18 protein-coding genes are annotated in these 23,884 nt (G+C 59.4%); 12 read left to right on the plus strand and 6 right to left on the minus strand.

Annotation, left to right across the window (positions count from 1 at the left end; translation table 11 throughout):
- Nucleotides 1-223 precede the first annotated feature (223 nt).
- The 5 genes from CO664_RS24200 to CO664_RS24225 form a co-directional block, all read right to left on the minus strand.
- Nucleotides 224-736 carry a thermonuclease family protein gene (locus tag CO664_RS24200; protein WP_097540154.1) on the minus strand — a complete coding sequence of 171 codons (513 nt, stop codon included), beginning with the start codon at nt 734-736 and terminating at the stop codon, nt 224-226.
- Complete coding sequence (repC, locus tag CO664_RS24205; RefSeq protein WP_097540155.1) at nt 733-2,010, minus strand: plasmid replication protein RepC; 1,278 nt, start codon at nt 2,008-2,010, stop codon at nt 733-735. Before repC ends, CO664_RS24200 begins: the two co-directional genes overlap by 4 nt.
- A 564-nt stretch (nt 2,011-2,574) precedes the next feature.
- A complete protein-coding gene (locus CO664_RS24210) occupies nt 2,575-4,503 on the minus strand; it encodes a ParB/RepB/Spo0J family partition protein (RefSeq protein ID WP_097540156.1) in 1,929 nt (642 codons plus the stop codon).
- Nucleotides 4,504-5,079: 576 nt separating this feature from the next.
- Complete coding sequence (locus CO664_RS24220) at nt 5,080-6,087, minus strand: dienelactone hydrolase-related enzyme (protein ID WP_097540158.1); 1,008 nt, start codon at nt 6,085-6,087, stop codon at nt 5,080-5,082.
- A gap of 12 nt (nt 6,088-6,099) precedes the next feature.
- A complete protein-coding gene (locus tag CO664_RS24225) occupies nt 6,100-7,689 on the minus strand; it encodes a hypothetical protein (protein WP_097540159.1) in 1,590 nt (529 codons plus the stop codon).
- Nucleotides 7,690-8,023: 334 nt separating this feature from the next.
- Between CO664_RS24225 and CO664_RS31340 the strand changes: the two genes are divergently transcribed.
- The 4 genes from CO664_RS31340 (at nt 8,024) to CO664_RS24240 (ending at nt 13,926) form a co-directional block, all read left to right on the plus strand.
- On the plus strand, nt 8,024-8,326 hold the full coding sequence (locus CO664_RS31340) for a hypothetical protein (protein ID WP_234820333.1): 303 nt from the start codon (nt 8,024-8,026) through the stop codon (nt 8,324-8,326).
- Between the two features lie 941 nt (nt 8,327-9,267).
- A complete protein-coding gene (locus tag CO664_RS31345) occupies nt 9,268-9,741 on the plus strand; it encodes a response regulator (RefSeq protein ID WP_234820326.1) in 474 nt (157 codons plus the stop codon).
- Nucleotides 9,683-10,918, plus strand: coding sequence for a Glu/Leu/Phe/Val dehydrogenase (locus CO664_RS24235; protein ID WP_234820327.1), 1,236 nt, complete (start codon nt 9,683-9,685; stop codon nt 10,916-10,918). The genes CO664_RS31345 and CO664_RS24235 overlap by 59 nt, the downstream gene beginning before the upstream one ends.
- Before the next feature lie 35 nt (nt 10,919-10,953).
- Nucleotides 10,954-13,926, plus strand: coding sequence for a response regulator (locus CO664_RS24240; RefSeq protein WP_097540160.1), 2,973 nt, complete (start codon nt 10,954-10,956; stop codon nt 13,924-13,926).
- A 146-nt stretch (nt 13,927-14,072) separates the two neighbouring features.
- Here CO664_RS24240 and CO664_RS24245 read toward each other — a convergent pair whose 3' ends face one another.
- On the minus strand, nt 14,073-14,768 hold the full coding sequence (locus CO664_RS24245; protein WP_176536657.1) for a GntR family transcriptional regulator: 696 nt from the start codon (nt 14,766-14,768) through the stop codon (nt 14,073-14,075).
- 3 nt (nt 14,769-14,771) lie between these two features.
- Between CO664_RS24245 and CO664_RS24250 the strand changes: the two genes are divergently transcribed.
- The 8 genes from CO664_RS24250 to CO664_RS24285 all read left to right on the plus strand — a co-directional run bounded on the left by CO664_RS24250 (nt 14,772) and on the right by CO664_RS24285 (nt 23,853).
- Complete coding sequence (locus CO664_RS24250; protein WP_272939099.1) at nt 14,772-16,151, plus strand: CapA family protein; 1,380 nt, start codon at nt 14,772-14,774, stop codon at nt 16,149-16,151.
- A gap of 452 nt (nt 16,152-16,603) precedes the next feature.
- Nucleotides 16,604-17,761: an amidohydrolase family protein gene (locus CO664_RS24255; RefSeq protein WP_097540162.1), complete on the plus strand. Its 1,158-nt coding sequence runs from the start codon at nt 16,604-16,606 to the stop codon at nt 17,759-17,761.
- Complete coding sequence (locus tag CO664_RS24260; RefSeq protein WP_097540163.1) at nt 17,758-18,801, plus strand: amidohydrolase family protein; 1,044 nt, start codon at nt 17,758-17,760, stop codon at nt 18,799-18,801. Before CO664_RS24255 ends, CO664_RS24260 begins: the two co-directional genes overlap by 4 nt.
- Before the next feature lie 42 nt (nt 18,802-18,843).
- A complete protein-coding gene (locus CO664_RS24265) occupies nt 18,844-19,257 on the plus strand; it encodes a Rieske (2Fe-2S) protein (RefSeq protein WP_202859985.1) in 414 nt (137 codons plus the stop codon).
- An 82-nt stretch (nt 19,258-19,339) separates the two neighbouring features.
- Nucleotides 19,340-20,296, plus strand: coding sequence for a PDR/VanB family oxidoreductase (locus tag CO664_RS24270; protein ID WP_097540165.1), 957 nt, complete (start codon nt 19,340-19,342; stop codon nt 20,294-20,296).
- Between the two features lie 100 nt (nt 20,297-20,396).
- The gene (locus CO664_RS24275) at nt 20,397-21,170 is read left to right on the plus strand and encodes a VOC family protein (protein WP_097540166.1); all 774 of its coding nucleotides are present in this window, start codon (nt 20,397-20,399) and stop codon (nt 21,168-21,170) included.
- Nucleotides 21,171-21,178: 8 nt separating this feature from the next.
- Nucleotides 21,179-22,150, plus strand: coding sequence for a peptidyl-alpha-hydroxyglycine alpha-amidating lyase family protein (locus CO664_RS24280; protein WP_097540167.1), 972 nt, complete (start codon nt 21,179-21,181; stop codon nt 22,148-22,150).
- A gap of 674 nt (nt 22,151-22,824) precedes the next feature.
- Complete coding sequence (locus tag CO664_RS24285; RefSeq protein WP_158254935.1) at nt 22,825-23,853, plus strand: ABC transporter ATP-binding protein; 1,029 nt, start codon at nt 22,825-22,827, stop codon at nt 23,851-23,853.
- The last annotated feature ends 31 nt before the right edge of the window (nt 23,854-23,884 follow it).

Genomic DNA, 23,884 nt, shown 5'->3' on the forward strand with positions numbered 1-23,884 from the left:
ACGTGCGAACGAGCGTCACCAGCAACCGCCTTGGAGGAGTGTGGCGTGAACCGTTTTGGCAACATTTCCCCGTTTGTCAGCGACGTACCAACCGCACAATTTGCGCCAATATTATTCAGCGCTGACACCTGATCAATAGGGTTTTCAGCGTTCTTGTCCGACAACTGGAACCAATTTGGCTCACAAGCCGTCGGCGCCATTGCGCCATATTGGCTACTCTCGGTCACGGGATCTCGGTAGTTTTGGAACGGCGGTAGACATGCGGGCTTTCGATCTCAGCAGACCACATGCCGAAACGGTGATCGCGGGCACTGTTCTCGGCCTCGCCGTACTCGACCGCGCTGATTGAATGGTTCGCCGGCAGATACCGCAACATCGCCTCCGCCAGTCCGGCCTTCACCATCGCAAGGCCGACATCGATTTCGCCGATGAAACATTGGCCCACCAGGCGCCGATATTGATCCTGATCGATGATGTCGCAGCGGACATGCTGACCGTCGACGATTTTTGCAAGATAGCTGCGAGCTACAACGCCGCACCGCCAGACCTTTCCATCCTTCAATCCGGTTTGATTGCGCTCGCAAGCGTCGATGGCCGCGATCCTGATGCGCTGCTTCCGGATGCTGATGGTGTCTCCGTCGATTACACGAGCGCGACCCGAATAATCGGCGGCCGCGGCTGAACCGTGAATGACGACGAGGGCGGCGAAAAGCGCCGGTAGGGCATTACGTCTCAATGTGTGACCTCCATGGAACTTCGGGCCGCGAGCCCGAAAACAGAGCGGGCGAGATACAATTCGCCCGCTCTAGCGCGGTCCGTCATAGCCCGCAAATAGCCTCCCGGCGAGCTGACGTCCTGCCGCTCGTATTTCTCGAGCGTCACGGCGACCGCAACGGCGGCTTGCTGCTCACCCATTTGTTCGACGGCGCGGCGGCGGGCATCCTCGGAGATACCGGCAAACCGGCACATCAGCGGGACGGCCCGCGCCAGGTCGGCCCAACTCTTCGGGGCAAGCCCGTAGGTCTTTAGTGCTGGCGCCGCCCTAATCACGTCTTGCAATGCCACCATGGCCTGCGGCAAGTGCCGGGGTTGGTTGATTTCGCGCCGGCGTCGCCTCAGGCTCTTTTCAAGAGCCCATTTGCTGGCGGAGCTAGCCTTAAGGGACCTGTGTTGTTCGGCGTCAGCCGAACGCCGTTCCTCATTACTGGCTGCAAAGGGATGAGGGGTTGTAATCTGTCTGTGCATGCCGTTTTCGACACGCAGGCATGTCATATTTTCTGTTTCTTGCGCTTCCGCGGATCGGGGCGGGAGGTGCATCAATCTCTCAACTAGCCATTCCAGGAGGGCGGTCGCCCGGCGCAGCAATCGGCTCGATGCCTTTCCCGCGACCCCTACGAGATTGCTCACGCGATCGACGCGGGCTCCGATCCGGCCCAAAATGTACTCGGAATGCTCTGCGGCAGTCGCAAGGGCATGGCGGGCATTGCGAAGCGCTCCACGATAGCGCCGCAAAGCCGCGTCGGCGGCCTTCTTCTCGGAGCGAACCTGTCTCACGAGCTCGTCGAGCTCGGCATATCGAGCAACCAGGATGCGAAGGTCGATCCCGCACCCATCGGTAATTTCGCCTTCGCCATTGCGGATCGGGTAACGCTTGTAGTTGCCGCTGTCTTGCATCGTGATCAGGCCAGTATCGAACAGGCGCGACAGCATGCGGCTGACGCGCCCGACCGATCGGCCGATCTCAAAGGCCAGTTGCTGGTTGGATTTGAACACGATCGGACGGCCTGACTTGTCGAACGCTTCGGCCGGAGCCGTATTGATCAGGGCGACCAACAGGTGACTTTCGGTCCCGTTGATCAGCCCTGTGCATGTCAGGCTTTGAGCAAGTACGGCCAATTGAGCGCGCGTCACCGTCCCAATTTCCGCCGACTGTGCCAGTCGCCGATTTTGCGCACGCTGCGGCGTTATCCTGCGGCCGATTGGCCGCGGATGCATGTGGGTGTCCCTCATTTCCCATCTCCGTTTAGGGACCAGGTAAAGCTTCGCCGTTCACCGAGAAGGTGTTTTCATTGTTGACAGGGAAGGGAGGGTCTGCGAGAACGGTTTTGGCTAATTTTTCGACTCATAGACCCGCTTCCGGATTTCTTCGGGAGCGGTTTTTCTTTTCTGGTCGGCTTTCTCTTCTCCGTAAAAATGGTCAGATTGTCAGACTCGGAATCGCACCGATTCCGCTGCTTCGGAACATAGCCTCATAAGCCATATTGGCGCAACAACGTGCTACACGCGGTTGCCATTCAAGCGCGCGTTATGGCTTTATCTCCCTATTTTTTCAGGGTTTTTCGGCTTAACACCTATTCTCTTCATGCATTTCTCCCCCAGTTGCGTGAGCCAATTTGGCTCAGCAATCTAGCAAAAGCGCGTCGGATCGGGGAGGAAGGGGAGCTTGAGGGGAGGGGTGCCGGCCTCCCCTCAACATGACCGTGGGCCAGGTCGATCCTGGCCCACGGTCATCGGCGGTTGTGAATGCGGGAAGGCCGATCACGCGGGAGGGACGTGACCGGCCCGCGACTGAGGTCACTCAGCCGCTTTGGGGAACTGCTCGTCTTCGGTGATTCGCTCGGCCTCAGCCTCCTGTGCAGCCTCGACGGCTGCTATTCGAACAGGAGCCGGTAGCCAGCCGCTTCCGGCAACGAGGCGGTCGGCAATCGTAACCGCCTCGGACTTCTTGGCTGCGACTCTCACCGACAATTCCGCGTCGCTGCCTTTCGCTTCGGCCACCGCAAGTTCAATGGTGGTGCGATTGACGTGCTTGAAATAGCTGTCGCCGGTCGTCTCGAACCAATCCGCCATGTTCACCTTGAGCGCTCGGCCAAGCTGGTTCGCTTGCTCAATCCCCTTTTTGCGGTCTGTGAACTTCTTTTCCACCGCATTGACCGAGTGCGCCGCGCCGAAAGCCAATAGTGCAAGCACCATGTCTTGCGGCTGCTCCATCAGCCAATCGAACAGATCGGCGGGATTTCCCGGCAGATGATGGCCGTAGATCTCCGCAAGGTCGTTGAAGGCGGAGAGCCCCTTGCAACTTTCGGCGTCCTTCATCGACGGCTCCAAGCGTTCATGCGTGAGCGACAATTGCAGGGCGCTCTGCTCCGAATTGTAAGGGTAGGCCACCCTCAACAGCATCGCGTGAACGACGGCAACGAGCGCCACGTCCGGATTGTTCGCGAGTTCGATCCGCAGAGCCGCAGTCTTCTGCGCGGTCAGGTCCTCAATCAACGCGGCCGAATGGGTGATCGTCGGTGCCTTCGGCTGTGCCGCGCTGCTGGCGCTCGGCAAGCCTTCGCCGCTCTCGTCGTCGTCCCCCGTCTCACCGGTTTCCTCCGGCTTCACAAAGCCGCGCTCGATGCAAAGCCGCCCGTAGTAATCGACGAAAACAAAAGCTCCCGCCTGTGCCAACGCCTCGGCGCTGTAGGCTTCCGTCCGGGCATTGAGAGCGTCGATCCGCTTTTCGACTTCCGCCAGCTTTGTCTCTGCCTCGTCGTCGGCCACGCCGTTTTCGATCAACTCGGAAAGCTCGTCATATTCAGCCTGGGCGGCATCAAGCGCAGCCTGATCTTCCTCGGAAAGAGCAATCGCCTCCGGATAGCGACGCTTCAGGGCATGGTAGCCAACGGGGGCTGTTGCGGAGCATTCCACCCATTGCCAGCCTTCGGCGCGAACAGTCGCTGCGGTCGCCTCGAGCTTTTCCGCGACGAGCCTTTCCACTAACGCGGCGTCCGTCGCATAACCGGCGTTACGGTCATCGAACAGGTCGCGCTTTACTGGCCCGCCAGCTTCCTCGTAAGCCGCCAGTCCGCCAATGAACTGCACACGCTTGTCCGTCGCGGCGATCATTTCTTCGGTGAGCGCTCGTCGGATCGAATGAGGGTCGCGGCTCCAAGAGGGGAGCGCGTTCCAAACCGCCACCTGCCTTTCGTGATCATCGCTGATCGTGAAGGCCGATAGCTGCGCAAAGCTCACGTCCTCGTCGCGGTAAAGTTGCAACAGGACCGGCGAAACGCGAGCGAGCGCCAACCTCTTTCGGACAATGGTCTCGGTCGTGCCGAAACGCGCCGCGATGTCCGCGATCTGCTTTCCCTGCTTGGCGAGCGCGTCGAACGCCTCATATTGGTCAAGCGGGTGCATTTCCTCGCGCATGACGTTCTCTGCGAGGCTGATTTCCGTTGCGATCTCGCCTTCACGCTCCTTGCACTCGACGGGGAAATCCTTAGCGATCTCTCCCGCCTCGGCCAGCAGGTTGAGCGCGGCCAGTCGGCGGCCACCGGCCACCACGAAAAAGCGGCCCTTCTTGTCGCCCTTGCGAACAACAAGGTTCTGCAAAAGCCGATAGCCGTCTTCTCGAATGTTCGCGGCCAGAACTTCAATACCCTCGGCGCTGTATGTCTTGCGGACGTTCTGCGGATCGGCGTCCAGCTTGTTCAAAGCCACGGTGATGATGTCCGTCATGGTGGTTCCCTTTTTCCCTAATCCCGCGAAGCGGCCTCATGCCCGAAGGGGCAGGAGCCCCGCTCCTGCTCCCGAGCTCGCGCGGAGCAGCGGGGAAGAGGGGGGCCAAGGGGACAAATCGGAGGGGGATCGCCCGCCCGAGGCGAAGCCGAAGGGGCGACGCTGATCCGCACCCAAGCGGATCCGCGTCGATCATGCACGAGAGCGAGCGAAGGCGAGCGGAGGAAGGACGGGGAGACCGATTTTCCCCTTGCAGGGGAGAGGGGGCAGAGCGCCCTTTCCCCACTAAGGCAAACAATGAGCATACCAGGCGAAGGCGTAGCCGAAGCCAGTTCGCGCACCGCTTGACCGGTCTAAAAGGGCAGCCGCAGGAGGTTTAGCATAGCGCCGCCCGAAGGGCGGAAACCGGGACCGACTGCCCCCGGCAAGCGGTTCCATGTAATATCGGCCAGAGACAGCCCGTTCACCACCGCAGCTTCGAGTATGGAGCGCTCCGCGTCGCCGGCGAACTCCGCAGCGCCGATGCGCCCCACCGTCCCTCGAAGGAAGCGAGCAATCTCAGCCGCGGTTTGGCGGTCATTCAGCACGCGACAGAAACCGCCTCAAGGACAAACCGGCGAACAAAATATATGGCGGCATGGCGAGCGAATAGTGACCGCAATTTAGTTCCAAAATGTTTGGCTTAGCTCCGGCGTCCCTCAGCTTCTGCATGAAGCTCCCCGATAGCTCTGGCAAAACAACCTTGTCCCTCTTAGCCAACACGACGTGAAGCTCGAGATTGGGCCGTGCCAAATTATGCGCGTAATTCTCCAAGTTAAGCGGACCCCATGCCCTTCTGAGATCGGTCAGCTCAATTGCAGGCTCAAGACTCTCACGTATCGATCGTGTCGCGCGCCCCGTCCAAACCATATCCGCGAGACTTCCAGCCGTGAGAAATAACGAGGCTTTTGACACTGCCAAATCGTGCGCCGCGATCATTCCCGCGACCCAGGAACCTAAGCTCATACCGAGAACCGAAATCTCTCGATAGCCTTTGCTCTTCAACCAACGTATGAGTTTTCGCCCGTCCCACACTGCCTGCCTTAGAGACTGGATCGTTCGACCGAGATTAGGGCTAAGCATATAATCGGCGTACAGCGAACCGGATCGGCTGCGCTCGAAGTGATAAGGCATAGCGATCTCGACTACCGTGATTCCACGCTGCGAGAAAAAGCTGGCAATCCGACGGTTCCGGGCGCTTGCATTCCAATGATGAAAAATCACCATCGCCTGATCGAAGGACCCGCTTTCTGTGATATTAGCCCAGACGACATTGTTCTCTCCGACGTCAGTAGAGATGTCCGACGGAAATTTGAGCCACCCGCCCTGGCTTTCGAAACCCTGATCACTCCCTGCCGGCTCATCGAAATAGGCCGGATCAGCCGCGGCCTGGTCCGCAAGGACACAAAACTCCTCGATAGTCGCGACGTTCTTCGCGCCTGGAAAGGCGCGGTCGGCGTCAAGGATGAAATCGGTTGCTTTCTTCCATTCCTCACCGCGCCGCGCCCGCCGCTCATCCCACCAATCAAGCCAGCTATAATACACCCTGCTTGTTTCCTACTCGCTCGCCTGCGATTGCCCGAACCCTGGATCAGTAAGGCCATATATCGCGAGCAGCACCCCAATGCCCAGGAGGATCGAGAAACCTGCAAACACACCGATCAGCAGATAGCCAGCAAAGAGTATCGCTACGACTGCCGACATCTTCCACAAGGCCAGACGAAATCGGCTTTCGGCGCCTAAACGGATGGCGCCATGCAGAAAAACAACACAGGTCGAAATAGCGATAAGAAGGCTGCTGTAATGCGTCGGCATTCTATAGCTGAACCCGTTGCTCACATCCTTGCGCTCGTACAGGGCTGAAGACATATCGCCGACCAACCAAGCCGCAATATCCTCGCCATTCGATGTCAGGTAAGAGCTTTGGGCCTTCATGCATATGGCCATCAGAATCCCCAAAACAGTACACCGAAAAATTCCGCGCATCATCCGTAGGCTGACTTCATGGACTCCGTATTGATGATCCACTCCCGGCAGGTTCTTCGATGCTTGGCCAATTTTCCAAAGGTCATGGACCACCGTATGAAGCAAAATGAGACCTGCGAAGAACAGATAGAAACACAGGCACATGTAGAGGTAAGCGAGCGCTGTGAATACAATCTGCATCGGCAGCGATATAACTTCAGGGCGCACAATTGCTAACTTACCCCAATCTATCGCGTAGTTGCCTCCACCGTTGATCAACGGAATCAAGGACACACCGATCCACTGAAAAAGACCGGCGAACAGCACACAGATTAAAAAAACCGCCCAATATGAATACGAGTAAGCTTCAACGTTGCACGCCCAAGCATCGTCGCTTTCCATCCGGTCGCCCTGCGCGACAAGCTTTAAGCGCCCTTCATATTTCCAGAAGAGCAGCAGCTCTATTACGAACGCAAAAAACAGCGGTAGAAGCACCATGAAGAGGAATGTCCAATTCGGCGCCCAAAGGAATCCGACCTGCTTAACAAGGCCATCCGGCCGGCTGTAAGTAGCGTTGTGAATTCCCGTGATATAAGACAAAAACCCAAGAGCGGTGGCACCCGCAAACACCGACGCCGGTAAATTCAGAGGAGATCCGCGACTAAAAAGCGCCTCCGATCTACTCGCTAAACTGAAACGCCGACTTGGCCCGTGGGCGTCCGCAACCTGTGTTCGCTCTGCCGGGGACTCTGTACCATCATCGGCGGTCCCAGTATGTTCCAGATCTGGGGGCCGTGGCGCAGCGCTGCTTCCCGCTTTCTTTGAGTCTCGCCTCTTGGCGGTTAACCGAGATTGCGCCGCACTAAGCTCTATCTGCCATTCGCTGGTTGCCGCCGGATCATCGCACCCAAAAATCCTTGCCAGCCAACGAATGTTGGCAGTGCTGATTCCCTTGTCGTTCTCTTGAAACCAAAGCTGCACCGTTCGCAGATCGACCCCGATCCGGTTGGAATCGATCTGTGAAATCGCCTCTGCAAGAAGCTCGGGCGTCCATGGTCCCGCGGGAAATCCATCAGGGCCCAATGGCCGACCCGCCCCCGCCGCGGCTAATTGTCGAAAGAGTTCTTTGAAATCACTCCCGTCTTTCGGCGGAGGGAGAAATAACTTTCCGTTCTTTAACAATGACTTACAGGCTCTGGCTTCGTTTCGTTTCGCTAGATTTCGTATCCTATCGTGCCTTTGTCCCCAATCAACGTTTTATCGCTCGTGCAACTTGGTGGCACTTCCGAAATGAAGCGTACAACTGCGGGGCGGAGGGGCTTTTTCGCCATCGATGAGGCATTCAACCATGTCATTAGTGTCGTTATCAGCGTCGCAGCGAACGATAGAGACCGACAGCTCATCAAGCTCGCTTCGGTCCCATGGTCGCGGATTCATTTCTTCAGGCCTTCACACCGCTTTAAGTGCGTCAGCTTCCGAGAGTACGGCGGAAACTGCGGTTTCCCTTGGTGACTTGATTGATCGGCATATCGCGGCGCGTCTGGCGACTGCGGATGCCGTTCGTGCGTGGGATCAACGCACGGCGGCGGGAGAGGCTACGAGCGTAGCCGGTCCAAATGGACTGTTGGATGTTGCGCGGGACGAAGAGGCCGCCCGACTGGCGATCGTCAATTACAGGCCGCGGGGTTCTCGGGAATCAAGGCAGAAGCTGGTCTATTTGGCGGCTTACCTGTTCGCGACACGGGGCACCCTGAACGCCAATGAGATGAATTCCGTCTTGGAAGCTCCTCGCGATCGGCCAAACGCATCGGTTTCCTGAGTCCCCGTTTTATGCCGACTGCACAATGATGTGCCCGGACCACAGTGCTGTCGATCATGTCTGCGGTGGCGTTCCGTTCCACCACTAGAGGGGGCAAGGGGACAAATCGGAGGGGGATCGCCCGCCCGAGGCGAAGCCGAAGGGGCGACGCATGATTCGCGGCCCAAGCGGATCATGCGTCGATCCTGCACGAGAGCGAGCGAAGGCGAGCCGAGGCGAGCGAAGGAAGGACGGGGAGACCGATTTTCCCTTGCAGGGGAGAGGGGGCAGAGCGCCCTTTCCCCACTAGAGCAAACAATGAGCATACCAGGCGAAGGCGTAGCGAAGCCAGTTCGCGCACCGCTTGACCGGTTAATAGGGCAGCCGCAGGAGGTTTAGCATAGCCCGAAGGGCGGAAACCGGGACCGACTGCCCCCGGCAAGCGGTTCCTGTGGAATTCCACCTCTGACGCCGGCGTTTCCCACAAGCCTCCGGCAAACCCTACGGCGCTACCTGGCGGGCGCGGGTTGCCTTCGGCTGCTCCGTTCCCTGAAGCTCACTGCGGCCGCTTATGCCGGCCTTGCCGGCGCGGCTGGAAAACACCTCCCGCAATTCGGGAACGTGAGGGCTGAACTTCTCAAGAGGGTGGGATCCGGAAATTCGCAGCAACAGCGCCGAATGGCAAGATTGCTCGCCAGCACCGGACATCGTCGTCGCTATGAGCGGGAGCGGTGGGGTCGAGCCGCTACTCCGGAGCCTCGCGGGTAATCGCGAACGTGTTCTCCGATTCGAGATCTCATATGTATGATGTATGAACGGGAACTAGGGCTGCCTTCGCGCCGCGACGATATGATGCCACCACGCCAACGGCGGGTGTGACACGCTCCCTCCGACAGTCAAGATTCAGCAGCCACGACAAACCTGATATACTCGCGGGGCGGCCGTCCGGAGGGAGGCAAAGCATGAGCGATCAAACAGTGCGCATATTGCTTGTCGAGGATAACCCGCTCCACGCGAAGCTGATCCAAAGACTGCTCGACACGGAAATGCAGTTGCGCTGCGAGGTGGTGGCTGTGGATTGCCTGGCCGACGGGCTTGGACAGCTTGAGCGGGGCGCGACTGATCTGGTGCTGCTCGATCTGATTCTGCCCGATAGCCAGGAGCTGGAGACGCTGTTCAGAATCCGGTCGGCTGCGCCGAATGTCCCGGTGGTGATCCTGACCGGCCTCGACGATGTAAAGCTCGCGGCGCACGCGGTCGAGGCAGGTGCCAGCGACTTTTTGCTAAAGACGAGGCTCAATGGCGTCGCGCTCGACAGGGCAATCCGCTACACGCTGGCGCGCAAGCGCGCCCCATGGCGGCGAGTGGGACTCGCCGATGTTCCGCCTCGCCCAGCAACAATTCCTGAAGGCCGCCCAGATCATGAATCTGGATGACAACATCCGCCAACGGCTGCTGTTCCCGCAGCGCACCCAGGTGGTGTCGTTCCCGTTCTTCCGCGACGACCGCGCGCAGGTCGAGACGGTGTTCGGCTACCGGGTCCAGCATGTCCTGACCATGGGGCCGACCAAGGGCGGCATCCGCTACCACGAGGACGTCGATCTCGGCGACATCGCTGCGCTGGCGACCTTGATGACCTGGAAGTGCGCGCTGATGCGGTTGCCCTTTGGCGGCGCCAAGGGCGGTGTGCGCGTCGACCCCACCGTGCTCTCGAAAAGCGAGCTGCAGCGGCTGACCCGGCGCTACACGGCCGAAATCATCGACATCATCGGACCCGACAAGGACATCCCGGCGCCCGACATGGGGACCGACGAGCAGGTTATGGCCTGGGTGATGGACACGTACAGCCAGCAGGTTGGTCATGCGGTTCCGGCGGTGGTCACCGGCAAGCCGGTGGTGCTCGGGGGCTCGCTTGGACGCAAGGAGGCGACCGGGCGCGGACTGGTCTATGTCATCGAAGCCGCGGCGGAAGCGATCGGGCTGGATCTGGCCAAATCGACCGCCGTGGTCCAGGGGTTCGGCAATGTCGGCAGCTTCGCGGCGCGGTTTCTGGCCGAGGCGGGCGTCAAGATCATCGCAATTAGCGACGTCTCGACCGGGCTCTACAACCCCGCCGGCCTGTCAGTGGACACGCTGTTGGAATATGTCGCCAAAAATCGCGTGTTGGCGGGCTTTCCGGATGCGGAGGCGATCTCGAACGCCAAGCTTCTCGAACTGGAATGTGATGTCCTGGTGCTGGCGGCACTGCAAAATCAGGTAACCGCCGAGAACGCTGAGCGGATCAAGTGCCGTTTAATCGCCGAAGGCGCCAACGGGCCCACCACGCTGGAAGCTGACGAGATCCTCAACGAGCGTGGCGTGCACATCATACCCGACATTCTCGGCAATGCCGGCGGCGTGACAGTTTCCTATTTCGAGTGGGTGCAGGGTCTGCAGAACCTGACCTGGACGCTCGACGAGATCAATCACCGGCTCAAGGCGATCTTGCTGGATGCGTTCGTGCGGACGCGCCGCCGTGCGGAAGATGACCAACTGGATCTGCGCACGGCTGCCTTGATCGAGGGGATCACCCGCGTGACCGAAGCCAAGCTGCTGCGCGGTCTATTCCCATAAGGAGCCTGCACATCCCACCGGATGGGAGGGATCTAATGACCAAGAATACCGCCATTACTGACGCTTCCCGCACCGAGCACATGCTTGCGGAGCAGCTAGAAGCTGCCCGGGCGGCACAGGCACGGGCAGAAGCAGCGCGCGACAGTCTTTTGGACGGGATCGAGTCAGCTTTGGAAGGATTCGTTCTTTATGACGCCGACGACCGAATGGTCGCGTTCAACTCGCGCTTCGAAAAGCTGTTTGCCCCCAGGGTCGCGATCGGAATGCGCTTCGAGGACCTGATACGCTCCGCAGTGGAGCACGGGTTGGCCCCAGTTGGCGAGCTCAGCGTGGAGGAGTGGGTTGCGCAACGAATGGAGCGGCACCGCAATCCGGGTCCGCCATTCAAGCTCAGGCTCAACAGCGGAATGTGGATTCGCATCAGCGAAGGCCGGACCCGCGATGGCGGTCTGGTAGGCGCCTATACCGACATTACCGAACTGGAGGAACAGCGCGAGCATCTCGAGGAACTGGTCAAGACAACCGAGGCTGCAACCGAGCGAGCCAAAGCCGCGCAAAGGCAACTGCTCGATGCAATCGAATCTTCCCTGGAGGGTTTTGCCCTCTATGACTCCAGCGACCGGCTGGTCGTCTACAATTCGCGCTACCGAGATTTCTTTTCAGGGCCCGAGCGTGCCGTCCTTCCTGCCGAACCATTTGCCGTCGAAACACCGGGCACGCCCTTCGAGCTGGTGATCCGTACTTTTGCGGAAAGCGGCTTGTCGCCGCTCGACGGCCAGGCGGTCGACGAGTGGATTGTCCAGCGCCTCGAGCGCCACCGCAATCCGCGCGGACCCTTTAATTTGATGCACAAGGATGGGACCACTATCCGCGTCAGCGAGCGCAAGACCAGCGATGGCGGAACGATATGCGTCTACTCCGATATCACCGAGCTTGAAGAGCACCGCCATCACCTGGAGGAACTGGTTGCCAAGCGCACAGCCAAGCTCGAGCAGCGCACGGAGCAACTGCGCAAGTCGCGTGAGGACCTTGAGCGCGCCCGTGACGCGGCCGAGCAGGCCAGTATCGCCAAGAGCGAGTTCCTCGCGAATATGAGCCATGAGATCCGCACGCCGATGAACGGTGTGATCGGCATTGCAGAACTGCTCGAGGGCACCGAGCTTTCCGAACAGCAGCGCAGATATGTCTCGATCATCCTCCATTCCGCCGACACGCTGATGGACCTGATCAACGACATTCTCGACTTCTCGAAGATCGAGGCCGACCGGCTTGAGCTCGAGGCGATCCCGTTCATGCTGCGCGATACTTTGGGCGACACCCTGCAGACGCTCGCCAAACGCGCTGCCGACAAAGGCCTCGAGCTTGCCTGCCATATCCCTCCCGAAGTGCCGGACCATTTGGTCGGTGATCCGACAAGGCTCCGGCAGATCATCGTCAACCTTGTCGGCAATGCCATCAAGTTCACAGAGAACGGCGAAGTGGTGGTCGATGTCACCCTGGAAGGGCAGAACACAAAAGGAGCACGCCTTCAGTTCGAGGTGCGCGACACCGGCATCGGCATCCCGGAAGCACAGCAGGAGCGAATATTCGAGGCTTTCGCCCAAGCCGATACATCAACGACGCGGCAATATGGCGGCACCGGGCTCGGCCTGGCGATCGCGGCACAACTTGCCGAGAAGATGGGCGGGCGGATGCAGCTTGAGAGCTCGCCAGGCGCTGGCAGCGTCTTCACCTTCGCTGCCGATTTCGGGCTCGCGCCGGAGGAAAAAAAGGCTCGCCCCGTGCGCGAGGCAGAATTGCGCGGTCGGCGCGCCTTGGTGGTCGACGATAACGCCACCAATCGCCAAATTCTCGAGGAAATCGTCGTGAACTGGGGCATGATCCCGATCGTCGCAACGGACGGCGTGGCGGCGCTCAACGCACTTGAACGGGCTTCCGGTGCCCCGCCGGACCTCGCGCTTCTCGACGTGATGATGCCTGGGATGAGCGGGTTCGAACTTGCGGCCTGCATGCGGCTGCGCCCAGGTCTCAAGGAGACCCGGATCGTCATGATGTCGTCCGCAGGCCGGCCAAGTGACGAGGCGCTGCTGCGCGAACTGGATATCTCCAGGTTGCTGGTGAAGCCTGTCAAACAGTCCGATCTCCTCAATGCCATCACCAATGCCCTTGGAGTCTCGATGCGGGAAGACGAGGGCGAGGGCCTCGCCGGCGCGGCGCACCTGCGGACGGGCCCGGGGCTCACCGTGCTGCTTGCCGAGGACGGGGCGGTCAACCGGCAGGTCGCAGTTGACCTTCTGACGAAGCGCGGGCACCGGGTCGTGGCCGTCGGGAATGGCCAGGAGGCAATCGAAGCGGTCGAACGTGGAAGTTACGACCTGGTGCTTATGGACGTGCATATGCCGGTCATGGACGGGCTCGCCGCGACCGCTGCAATCCGGGCGCTCGCTCGGCCCGACAAGGCTCGTGTACCGATCGTCGCGCTGACCGCCAGCGCGACGGCTGCCGATCGCGAGCGCTGTCTCGCGGCAGGAATGGATGGCTACGTCACAAAACCATTTCGCGCCGCCGAGCTGTTCCGTGTCGTCGAACAATATGACCCAATGCGGGTTCCGATCCCCGAAGAGCCGGTAACCGCCGTCCCAACGCAGCCGGCGGCTGCCGATGCGTCGGTGCTGGATTGGGAGCGCGCTCTGCGCAATCTCGATCGGAACGAGGCACTCCTGCGCGAATTGGCGGCAATGTTCCTCATCGAGTACCCGAAACTGATCGCCGCTCTCGACGCGGCGTATGCCAGCGGCGATGCTGCGGAGTTGCGGCGTGCAGCCCACACCTTGAAGGGCTCGGCAGATGTGGTCGGCGCCGACGCCGTCGTGACGGCAGCACAGCGGCTTGCAGATCTGGGTCGCGAAGGGAAGCTTGCGCCCGTTCCAGAGGCACGGCGCGCACTGGGCGCCGAGCTGGATCGCCTAGAGCCGGAACTCCAGCGAGCAATGGTGGACGCCGAGTAAAGCGCTTCTACTAATTAGATTGGCCCGCTGGAAAGGCGGGCAGTCGCTGGATTCGGCCTAAAGCTTATTCGCGGACCCGGTCACCTTTATATGGGTGATGGAGACCCGCAGGGCACTCGCATTCCACGTGAACGACTTGTGAGGGCTCATGAAACTTTGATACCCCGGGCGCGCAAGCTCCTTTTTCCATCCGTCAACGATTGTACCAGTCGCTCACACGCCGCTTGGATGTGCGATCTGGTCAGCTCGACGGCATGATCGACCCGCCCCTGACGCAGCGCGTCCAAAACGGCGCGATGTTCGCTCCAGCCTTGATTGGACGCGCTGATCTCGATCCAACGCACCCGCAACAATCGTGTCATGCAGTCGCTGATGCCCCTGGTGATGAATTCATTCTTGGCCAGTGAACCGATCTTCAAGTGGAAACGGCGAGCGGCATCGTCGTTTTCCTCCTGTGTTGATGATGTGGTGACCGAATTTAAGATTGCCTCTATTTCCGCAAGGTCCGACGGGGTGATCACGGGGCCACCGATCTCGATCGCTGCAACCTCCAACACCTCTCGGTAGGTGAAGAGCTGTTTGATTTCATCAAGATCTATTGGCGGCACGATCCAACCCCGCCCTTGCCGTGCAACGAGCCCCTCGGCTTCCAAGCGAAACAGCGCTGTGCGGACAGATGTTCTGGAGGTTTGAAGTTGGCCCTCGAGCCAGCGCTCGGTGAGGCGCTCTCCGGGTCCGATATCCATGTCCAAAATCATTCTGCGAAGCCGGTCCTCGCCCATTTGCGTTTGCGTCAACAAGATTTCCTCCTTGTTCTGCGTTGACAACCGAAGCTCGGCCATCTTATGTACTCCAAATTGGTATACCAAAACGGAGGATTTGTCGTGCCAAAAGTTAGCATTCTTGCTACAGGCGACTCCATGCTCACGCAACGCATCTCGCGCAATCCCGATGGCGATTTCCTCGCTCTCGTCGACATGTTGCGTAAGACGGATGTCACCATCACCAACGTGGAAGTGGTCTTCCCAGGTCGCGGTCGAATGGCCTCGACGACAATGCACGGCATACCGTGCGGCGTGGAACCCGAGTTGCTTTCCGAGTTCGAGTGGCTCGGGGTCGACATCTATGGTCTGGGGCACAACCACGCGACTGACTACGGAGTTTCCGGGCTCGTGTCCTCGATCGAAGCTCTCGAAGCGCGCGGCCTGACCTACGCCGGAGTGGGGCGAACGCTGCAAGAAGCGCGCTCTCCTCGCTATTTCGATGCCGCCGGATGCCGAGTGGCCTACATCGCCGCCGGGTCAAGCAACGCCAGGCTCTGCCTTGCTGCAGATCCCAGCGTCGGTGACGTGGGACGCCCAGGTATTGCGCCGGTTCGAGTGCAGAAAACCCACTACATCAAAAACGAGCGGTTTGCAGAGCTGCGCGAGATTCTCGCGGAGGCGGGTGTCAATGTCGAGGCGAAGGGGACCACCGCTCCGGGCATCCATTTCCCCTATCCCGACAAGAACGTCTACGACCCGCCACCGCCCGGCGGATTTGCCGTGGAAGGAGTCAATTTTGCGCCAAGCGACACCTCGCGGGTTCAGACCGATGCTCTGGAACGTGACGTCGCGGCTCTTGAGGCATCGGTCTCCGAAGCGTCTCGCCAAGCGGACCTGGTTTTTGTCGGGCTCCACTGCCATGAGGGTCTTGATGGGCGCTGGAACAGCGAGGTTCCTGCTGAGTTCCTGCAGCCGCTGACCCATCGGCTTATCGACGCTGGTGCACACGGGATTTTCGCGCATGGTCCGCATATGTTGCGCGGTTTGGAGCTCTATGCCGGCCGTCCGATATGCTACTCCCTCGGCAACTTTATCTTCAATGTCGAGACGTTCTCGTCCTTCCCGCTAGAGGTCTACGAACAGCAAGGCATGCCGCCTTCGTCGACGCCCGCCGACTTGTTCGACGTCGTGACGGGCTACGGTGCTCAGCCGAAATTCTGGGAGTCGGTTGTCGCACGCTTCACATACGAAGACGGCGTACTCGCCGACAGCGAATTCCACCCGATCACGCTGGGACGAGATACGCCACGAAGCCGGCGGGGCTGCCCGCAGCTGGCATCGGCCGAGGACGGCGAACGCATCCTTGCCCGCCTGAACGAACTATCGAAACCGTTTGGTGCTGGCTTGGATATCGTTCGCGATGGCGACCGTTACGTCGGCAAGCTTGAGGCGCGAGTCTAAAAATACAGTTCTCCTGAAGGTTCCAGGCGGCGCGCAAGTGTCGCCTGGACGTACATCGTTTGCGTGGCACGCGACGGCGGGATCTCCGCCGGCGTGCATATCGCTGGCGGAAATCTACACGCATTCGATGCGACTTGGCAAAATGCCGGCGAGCGAAGGAAAATCACCTTGTTCGCCCCAAACGCGCTACCGGCGCCGAAATTCGGCGCACTTTCGCAATTTGGCCCAAGGCCTGCGCACCGTCGCGACCGTTTGCACGCCAGCCATTCCAGCAGATCTGGAGCGGATGACACTCTGCCGCATCAGGTTTTTTGCCTGCGAGCTCGCCTTCATTCCACCGAGTTTGACAAACGCCAATTTCCCCGTTGACAAATAAAAATATACAGGCAAACTGATGATTATATCAGGTAGGCTGATTAGTTTCATCGCAACACGTTCTCGGGAGGAATACCGTGACGACGACAACCCTCGCTCGGCCGGAAGTGCCGGAAGGTGGACTCGACCCCATCGATGTCAAAGTGATCGATACCGATGTTCACGTTGAACCACGTTCTTTCGAAGAGCTTATCGACTACATCGATGCTCCCTGGAAAGACCGTACGCTCAAGGCGCGGGTTCCGTTCAGGCGCGCAGGCTTCACCACCTTCGATGTGGCGGGCCGAATGGATGCCTATCCGACGACCGGCGACCTCGGCTCTGATCCGGACATGGTCGCGGGACATCTTTTCCAGGACGACCCGATTGACTACGCCATCCTGCTGCCTTGGAGCCTTCGCGGCTTCACGGTCGATCCGGCCCTGGACACTGCCTTGGTAAAGGCCGTCAACCAGTGGCTCTCAGAGACCTGGCTCTCGAAGTACAACGCCGAGAACCGTTATGTCGGGTCGATTTCGGTGTCCGTTGAAGATCCGATCGGTGCGGTGAGAGAGATCGAGAAATGGGCAGGGCACCCGGGGTTCAAGCAGGTGGCGATCAGTCACTACGGTCCTCGGCCCTTCGGCCATCCGATGTATGATCCGATCTGGGAAGCAGCCGCGCGCCACGGGTTGCCGGTGTCGATCCACTTCAAGGGCGGCGCCACGCAGCCTCTGGGATGGACGTCGACCGGCCCGCTGCAATATTTCGTCGAATATCACTCGCTGATCGCGCCGATGGCGTACGCCACGCACATCGCGAGCTTCATCTGCAATGGTGTCCTCGACCGTCATGCAGGGCTGCAGTTCCTGTTCCTCGAAGGCGGCTTCCTCTGGTACCGACCGTTTGTCGATCGGATGACCCGCCACTGGCAGAAGACGGGACAGGAATTCTCCGCCGCCAAAACGCCGCAGCAATATGTGCTCGACCACTTCCGTTTTGCGACGCAGCCCGTCGAGGAGGCGACCGATCCGCAGCATATTGCGACGCTGTTCGAGGAAGCCAACGCGGGTGACCTGTTGATGTTCTCCAGCGACTATCCGCACTACGATTATGACCCTCCAAGCAAGGCGCTTCCGCGGGCGATGGAGGACGAAGCCAAGAAGAAGATCATGGCTGGAAACGCGCTGGATTTCTTCAAATTGCCAAAGACGCGTCCGGCAGACCGGTTCGATCGTAAGGAGGGTCGGGTATGATTATCGACTGCGCAGTTCACCCCGTACTCGAGAGCGAGCGGTTCAACGAATTTGTCGGCGGCCCGTGGAATCTGCGGCAGCTGCCAACTCTCTTCGGCGAAAAATATGGAGCGCCCTTCGACCAACTGGCGGTACCCGCAGAACAGGCTTCGAGCCCGTCGGCGGTAGCCAGGCAGATGCGTGAAGCAGGCATTGACCTTGCGGTGCTGTGCCCGACGACGTTCGGCTACTGGCCCAACCCGCATCAGGCAATTGCCGTCGCCAACGCCGCCAATCGAATGCTCGTCGAGGATTGGCTGAATGCTCCGGAAGCAGATAATCGGTTCCTTGGCTCCATTCGCGTGGCCATGAATGATGTCGATGCGGCCTTGAAGGAAATCGATCTTTGGGCCGATGATCCTCGCTTCGTGCAGATCGTCGTACCCGCACGCGCTTTAGCGACCTTTGGCGACCAACGCTTCTTCCCGATCTGGCGGGCTGCAGCGGAACGCGGGCTCACAGTCTTTATCCACGACGATCTGTCGGCCGTTGTCGAGCCACCTCCGACCCAGGTCGGCTTCCCAAGCTTCTATGCCGAGATCCACGCACTTCGCCCGTTGTCGGGTATCGTCAATCTCACCAGCATGATCGTTTCCGGCGTGTTCGATCGGCTTCCGGAGCTTCGCCTGGTGCTTGGCGATGTCAGCGTCCATGAGGCGAGGGCGTTGGCAATCCGAACCTTCAAGGATTGGCAATCCGACCGCGTCGAGGTCCCGTGGATGAAAAAGGATCCGACGGAATACTTCGAAAGCAATGTTCGCTTCGTCTACCAGCCCGAGGACGAACTTTCTCCGCACAGTCACCGCGCGACCGGTACGCTGGGTGGCGACAATTCCTCGCTCGTGGTTTTTGGCAGCCGTCACCCGTACTGGGACGGCGTCAGTCCGCAGCAGATGTTCCCCACGTGGCCGGAGAACGAAAGGTCCCGTTGTTTATCTGACAACGCGCTCAAGTTCTACCCGCGCCTCAGGGGGCTGGTTTCGGCCGAGTTGGCCGTTTGAGCATCCACGATTGAACACGGGATTAAGAACATGCGGTACGTAGTGGGAGCAGTCGCCGATATTCCGCCCGGCGCCTCGACGATCGTCTATCCGGACAAAGTGAAGAGTGGGATTGGCGTTTTCAACATCGGTGGAGAGTTCTACGCGTTGAAAAACACCTGCCCGCACATGGGCGGCCCGCTTTGCAAAGGCAGGGTCCGTGGCACGACCGAGGCCGACGTTTCGGACGAAAATCGCGTTGCCATGCATTGGGTTCGCGACGGCGAAATCATCGCTTGTCCCTGGCATCACTGGGAATTCGACATCAAGACAGGACGCACGCTGTTTGAATCAAGGCAAAAGGTTCGAAGCTATCCTGTTACGGTCGAACCGCCAGAGGTGCTCGAGCGCCTGAAAGCGGGGGTTGAGACAGTCCCTGTCTCGGTCGACGGTGCAACCGTCGTGCTGGAGATCTGATTGGATTAACCGATGTTCGCGTGCGAAGGAGAGCACGCGAACATCGGCTACCGAACTACGCTGGAATAGTGAGGATACGTCGATGTCTGAGAGAGACTTCGAACTTGTCGTCACCTGTGTGGAGCAGGTGGCCAAAGAGGTCCTGCGTCTTTCATTTGCTCGCAAGGACGGTGCAGACCTTCCTGCTTGGGAAGCCGGCGCGCACATCGATCTCCATTTCGTATCCAAGGGTGTGGAGTACGTGCGGCAGTATTCGCTGTGCGGCCGAACGAGCGATCGACGCACCTGGCAGGTCGCCGTTCTGCTCGTTACGAATGGGCGCGGCGGATCGGCCCATATCCACGACGCGTTGGCTGTGGGCGACACGATCCGCGTGACGGGTCCTCGTAACAACTTCGCACTCGCCAAAGCCAACCGGTATCTGTTCATCGCCGGGGGGATCGGAATTACTCCGATTCTGCCGATGATTGCGGAAGCGTCTGCAACGGGTGCCGACTGGCGTCTCGTCTATTGTGGCCGATCTTCTGAGACGATGGCTTTCAAAAACGATGTCGCTCGCTACGGGCCCGAAAGAGTTGTGCTCCACGCAAGCGACAAACATGGCAAAGCGGACCTGGACAGGCTGATCGCCGAGACAGATCCTGAAACGGCGATTTACTGCTGTGGACCGGAATCGATGCTCCAGGCGATTGACCACAGTTGTGCTGCTCATCAACGCAACGCTCACATGGAGCGCTTTTCCGCCTCCGGAAGTATCGTGGAGGGCGTTACCACCGCCTTCGAGGTCGAATTCGCCCGCTCCGGCATCGTGCTGACCGTACCGGAGGATCGCTCGATCCTTGAGATGGCAGAGGACGCGGGTGTGGATATCGACTCCTCCTGCCAGGAGGGCGTTTGCGGTTCGTGCGAGACGAGGGTGCTCTCAGGGACGCCGGACCACCGTTGTTCGGTGCTGAGCGCAAAAGAACGTGCCGAAGGAAAAACGATGATGGTGTGCGTTTCAAGGTCGTGTTCGGCGCGTTTGGTGCTCGACGCTTAATGCGAATCAATCGCCGCCGCAGCTGGCTTGAGGATTGCCGCTGATCGCGTCCGCGAAACGAGCGGAACACACAGAAAAATTCAAAAGTGAGGAGAGAACCATGACTGCCGCAGCTTCCACGACAAGCGCGACCGAAGCCCTGCCTCGCCATCAGCGGATCTTGCAGGAAGCGGGGCCCGCGGTCGGCCGCATCTCCGGCATCAACCACCTTGTTCTGTTTACCAATGACATGAACGAAGGCGTCCGGTTCTATCGGGATTTGCTCGGACTTCGCGTCGTGCGTACCCAGCGCTTTGTGACGACGGGCGAGGGATTGCGTTCCTCGGCCCATCATTCGAGCGGCTCGGCGCTTGACGCCGCAGACGAAGCGTCGTCGATTGCCGTCGAGATTGAGGTTCGCCAGGTCTTCTTTGAAATGGGCAATGGGGAGCTATTCTCCCTTTACGAGGCGCCGACCGTCGCCAACCATCCAGACGCACCCGTCAGCTCGGTCCTTTGGCCGTCGGCGGACAAAGACCGGTGGAGCCAACCCGTTCAACCTCAGAAAATGGACCACCTGTCATTCGACGTTCGCTCCCACGCTGATGTGGTCTGGTTCCGGGAGCATTTGCTCTCACATGGCGTGACGGTGTCGGAGGTCTCCGAACGACGGGGCATCAATAACAGTCATCGGTTTATATCGTCGATATACTTCTCCGACCCAAGTGGCAATCCGCTCGAGATTTCCTCGTTCGACAGCGCGGACGTCGCTTGGCAATCCTACGACTTCTCGGACTGGTTTATCGACGAGGAGCCCGTAGCCGCGCTTTTGGATGGTACGGGTAGTAAACCCCAGGCGCTCGTCCCTCACTGGGTCGGCGCATCCAACGATTGAAAGCCGCCATGCAGTACGAGGAGATCGCAGGATGGAGTGAGGAGACCTGGGATAGCGACGTCACCGGTGTTGCGATCGATGCTCGTGATCGCGTCTATGCTCTGCGACGCGGAGAGTATGCGGTCACCGTCTTGGATCCCAGCGGGAAGGTGCTGGATCGTTGGGGTCATGAGTGCTTCTCAACCCGGCCCCATCAAATCTCGATTGGGAGCGACGACAGGATCTATATCGCTGATGACGGTGCCCATCGAATTTATGTCTTTGAACTTACTGGACGTTTGCTGGAGACGATCGGAAGGGGGACACCATCGCTCACGGGATATGACGAGAAGGGGGCATTGAGCGCGGACGTCACGCTTGAACAGGTTCAGGGAGGCGCCCCGTTCAACCGGCCCACTAAAGTTGTCTTATCAGCGGACGGTAAACTCTTCGTCAGTGACGGCTACCGCAATTGCCGCGTGCATCGGTTCTCCTCTGATGGAGAGCTTGAACGCTCTTGGGGTAGATTCGGAGCCGACTTGGGATGCTTCGTCATACCGCATAGCGTCGCGATTGATAGTGTCGGTCGCGTTCTGGTGTGCGATCGCGAAAACGATCGAATACAGCTGTTCTCACAAGACGGCGAGCTGTTGGAGGTCTGGAACGATGTCCAGCGGCCGACCGATGTCGCTCTCGACAGAAGCGGACGACTATATGTGACCGAGCTTCCACGAGGCCCGAAAGACCTGAAGTCGTGGCGGCTGGGTCCGGCGATCGAGGAACTGCCTGGACGCGTGACGATCCGGTCTCCGGACGGCGCGATGAGCGCACAACTTAGCTTTCCCGAATTTGAGTTCCATGCCCCCCATGCATTGGCGGTCGATTCTGCCGGCGCGATCTATGTGGCGGAAGTGCCGGACTCGTTCGCGAAGTATACCGGCAAGACGCCGACGCCACAGCGGTGTCTGCGAAAGTTCGTGCTTCCAGGCCAGCCCGCATAGGTTTTGTGACGTAGGAGGATGTCGGCCGAACTGAGCAAGGCTATTCGCCTCTCAGCAAGGCGGAGTTTGGTGCCGCACGGAGATCGGCATCTCACGGGCATCTCGTTTGGAAGTTGAATGTCAATTCGGATGCGGTCAGCCACGAAAAAGAATTGACGAATGCAAATATTCAGTTAGACTGATCAGTGTTATCTGGCTAATCCGCGCCGAGGAGGGCGCCCAGCGAGATCAAGCTCTTGGAGCGGTAGGAGGAGTTTTATGAGCCCATTTGGATTTGGTGTGTCGGTTCGCGTATGGCGGCCGGTTACGATTCTTATCCCGGTGCGCTGACGGCGCGGCTGTTCTGTGTTTCTTGTAAACCACGAGAGCATTGTAGCGCCAATGTTCCATCTGAGCTTTTCTGTGGCCACCGCGGCGACCGATAACTTGCGCAGCGACAAACACCAAAGCGGATCAGCTTAGGGAACAGGAGTCGTCCCTTTGGGTTCTTGCGACTCAATTTATACAGTTAATCTGATCAGGCAAGCGGGATTTATCTCGGGAGGCATCAATGAAGAACTGCATCGCACGAAGAAGTTGTCCGGGTAGGACTGCAGGATTTGCAGTCCGGGTCGGAAGTTTTGGCTCGAACTCTGCAGTGGGCCTGTTCAATGTGCACAAGGTGGCCTGCCGACATGTTGGCTGATCCAAAACATATTCTGCGGGAGGGCGCAGCACGGCCCGACCCGGCCTCCCAGCCGATCCTCGAAATCGACGGTTTTTCGGTAATCTTTGGCGGGACGCGTGGCCGCGGTGGACTTGTCGCAGTCGATAAGGTTTCGCTCAATGTTGGCAGCGCTCAGACCGTTGCTCTGGTGGGCGAATCCGGTTCCGGAAAGTCGACCCTCGGGCTCGCGGTCATGCGTCACTACCTTGCCTCAACAGGCGCAATCCGCTTCGAGTCGAAGGACATCGCGACGTTTAATAAGGCTCAACTGAAGGCCTACCGTCGCCAGGTCCAAATGATCAACCAGGACCCTTACGCCTCGCTTAGCCCGCGCATGCGGATCAGGGATATCATCGCCGAACCGATGAAGGCCCACAACATGTACGAGGGGCCTGGCGAGCGTGATGCAGAAATTGAAAAGCTCGCCGGTCAATGCGGCCTTCCGGCAGGTCTTCTCGATCGCTTTCCGGATGCTCTGAGCGGCGGACAACGGCAGCGCGTCGCAATCGCCCGTGCGCTTGCTTTGCGCCCGAAGTTGGTCGTTGCCGACGAACCGACCAGCGCGCTCGACGTATCCGTGCAGGCCCAGATCCTGAAACTGTTGCAGCAACTCAAAGACGAGTTCGGGGTCTCCTACCTGTTTATCTCGCACAATCTCGCGGTGGTGCGCCAGGTGGCCGATGACGTCGTCGTGCTTCTGTCGGGCAAAGTCGTGGAGCGCGGTCCAACGGAGGCCTTGTTCTCCAAGCCGTTGCACCCTTACTCCCGCTCATTGATCGACGCGATCCCGGTACCGGACCCGGATGCGCCTTTTGCCTTCAATGTCGGCCAGGCACGGAGTTCCCGCCGCGAACTGGTCGCTGGCTGTCCTTTCAGTGATCGCTGCGCCTTTGTGACGGAGGTCTGCAAAGGTCAGATGCCGCCGCTTGAAGAAAAGGCAAACGGGCAGCGGGTGGCATGCTGGCATGCCGACGCAATTAATCTCGACAAGAAATGAACCCAAAGTTGAAAGTGGAGGAGAAACAATG

It is taken from the genome of Sinorhizobium sp. NG07B, from assembly GCF_002532005.1.
GTDB classification, from domain to species: Bacteria; Pseudomonadota; Alphaproteobacteria; order Rhizobiales; family Rhizobiaceae; genus Sinorhizobium; species Sinorhizobium fredii_C.

What these genes read in the sequence shown, in the direction of transcription:
- repC (WP_097540155.1), bottom strand. Translation starts at nt 2,010, where the DNA reads ATGAGGGACACCCACATGCATCCGCGGCCAATCGGCCGCAGGATAACG.
- CO664_RS24210 (WP_097540156.1), bottom strand. Translation starts at nt 4,503, where the DNA reads ATGACGGACATCATCACCGTGGCTTTGAACAAGCTGGACGCCGATCCG.
- CO664_RS31345 (WP_234820326.1), top strand. Translation starts at nt 9,268, where the DNA reads ATGAGCGATCAAACAGTGCGCATATTGCTTGTCGAGGATAACCCGCTC.
- CO664_RS24235 (WP_234820327.1), top strand. Translation starts at nt 9,683, where the DNA reads ATGTTCCGCCTCGCCCAGCAACAATTCCTGAAGGCCGCCCAGATCATG.
- CO664_RS24240 (WP_097540160.1), top strand. Translation starts at nt 10,954, where the DNA reads ATGACCAAGAATACCGCCATTACTGACGCTTCCCGCACCGAGCACATG.
- CO664_RS24245 (WP_176536657.1), bottom strand. Translation starts at nt 14,768, where the DNA reads ATGGCCGAGCTTCGGTTGTCAACGCAGAACAAGGAGGAAATCTTGTTG.
- CO664_RS24250 (WP_272939099.1), top strand. Translation starts at nt 14,772, where the DNA reads ATGTACTCCAAATTGGTATACCAAAACGGAGGATTTGTCGTGCCAAAA.
- CO664_RS24260 (WP_097540163.1), top strand. Translation starts at nt 17,758, where the DNA reads ATGATTATCGACTGCGCAGTTCACCCCGTACTCGAGAGCGAGCGGTTC.
- CO664_RS24270 (WP_097540165.1), top strand. Translation starts at nt 19,340, where the DNA reads ATGTCTGAGAGAGACTTCGAACTTGTCGTCACCTGTGTGGAGCAGGTG.
- CO664_RS24275 (WP_097540166.1), top strand. Translation starts at nt 20,397, where the DNA reads ATGACTGCCGCAGCTTCCACGACAAGCGCGACCGAAGCCCTGCCTCGC.
- CO664_RS24280 (WP_097540167.1), top strand. Translation starts at nt 21,179, where the DNA reads ATGCAGTACGAGGAGATCGCAGGATGGAGTGAGGAGACCTGGGATAGC.
- CO664_RS24285 (WP_158254935.1), top strand. Translation starts at nt 22,825, where the DNA reads ATGTTGGCTGATCCAAAACATATTCTGCGGGAGGGCGCAGCACGGCCC.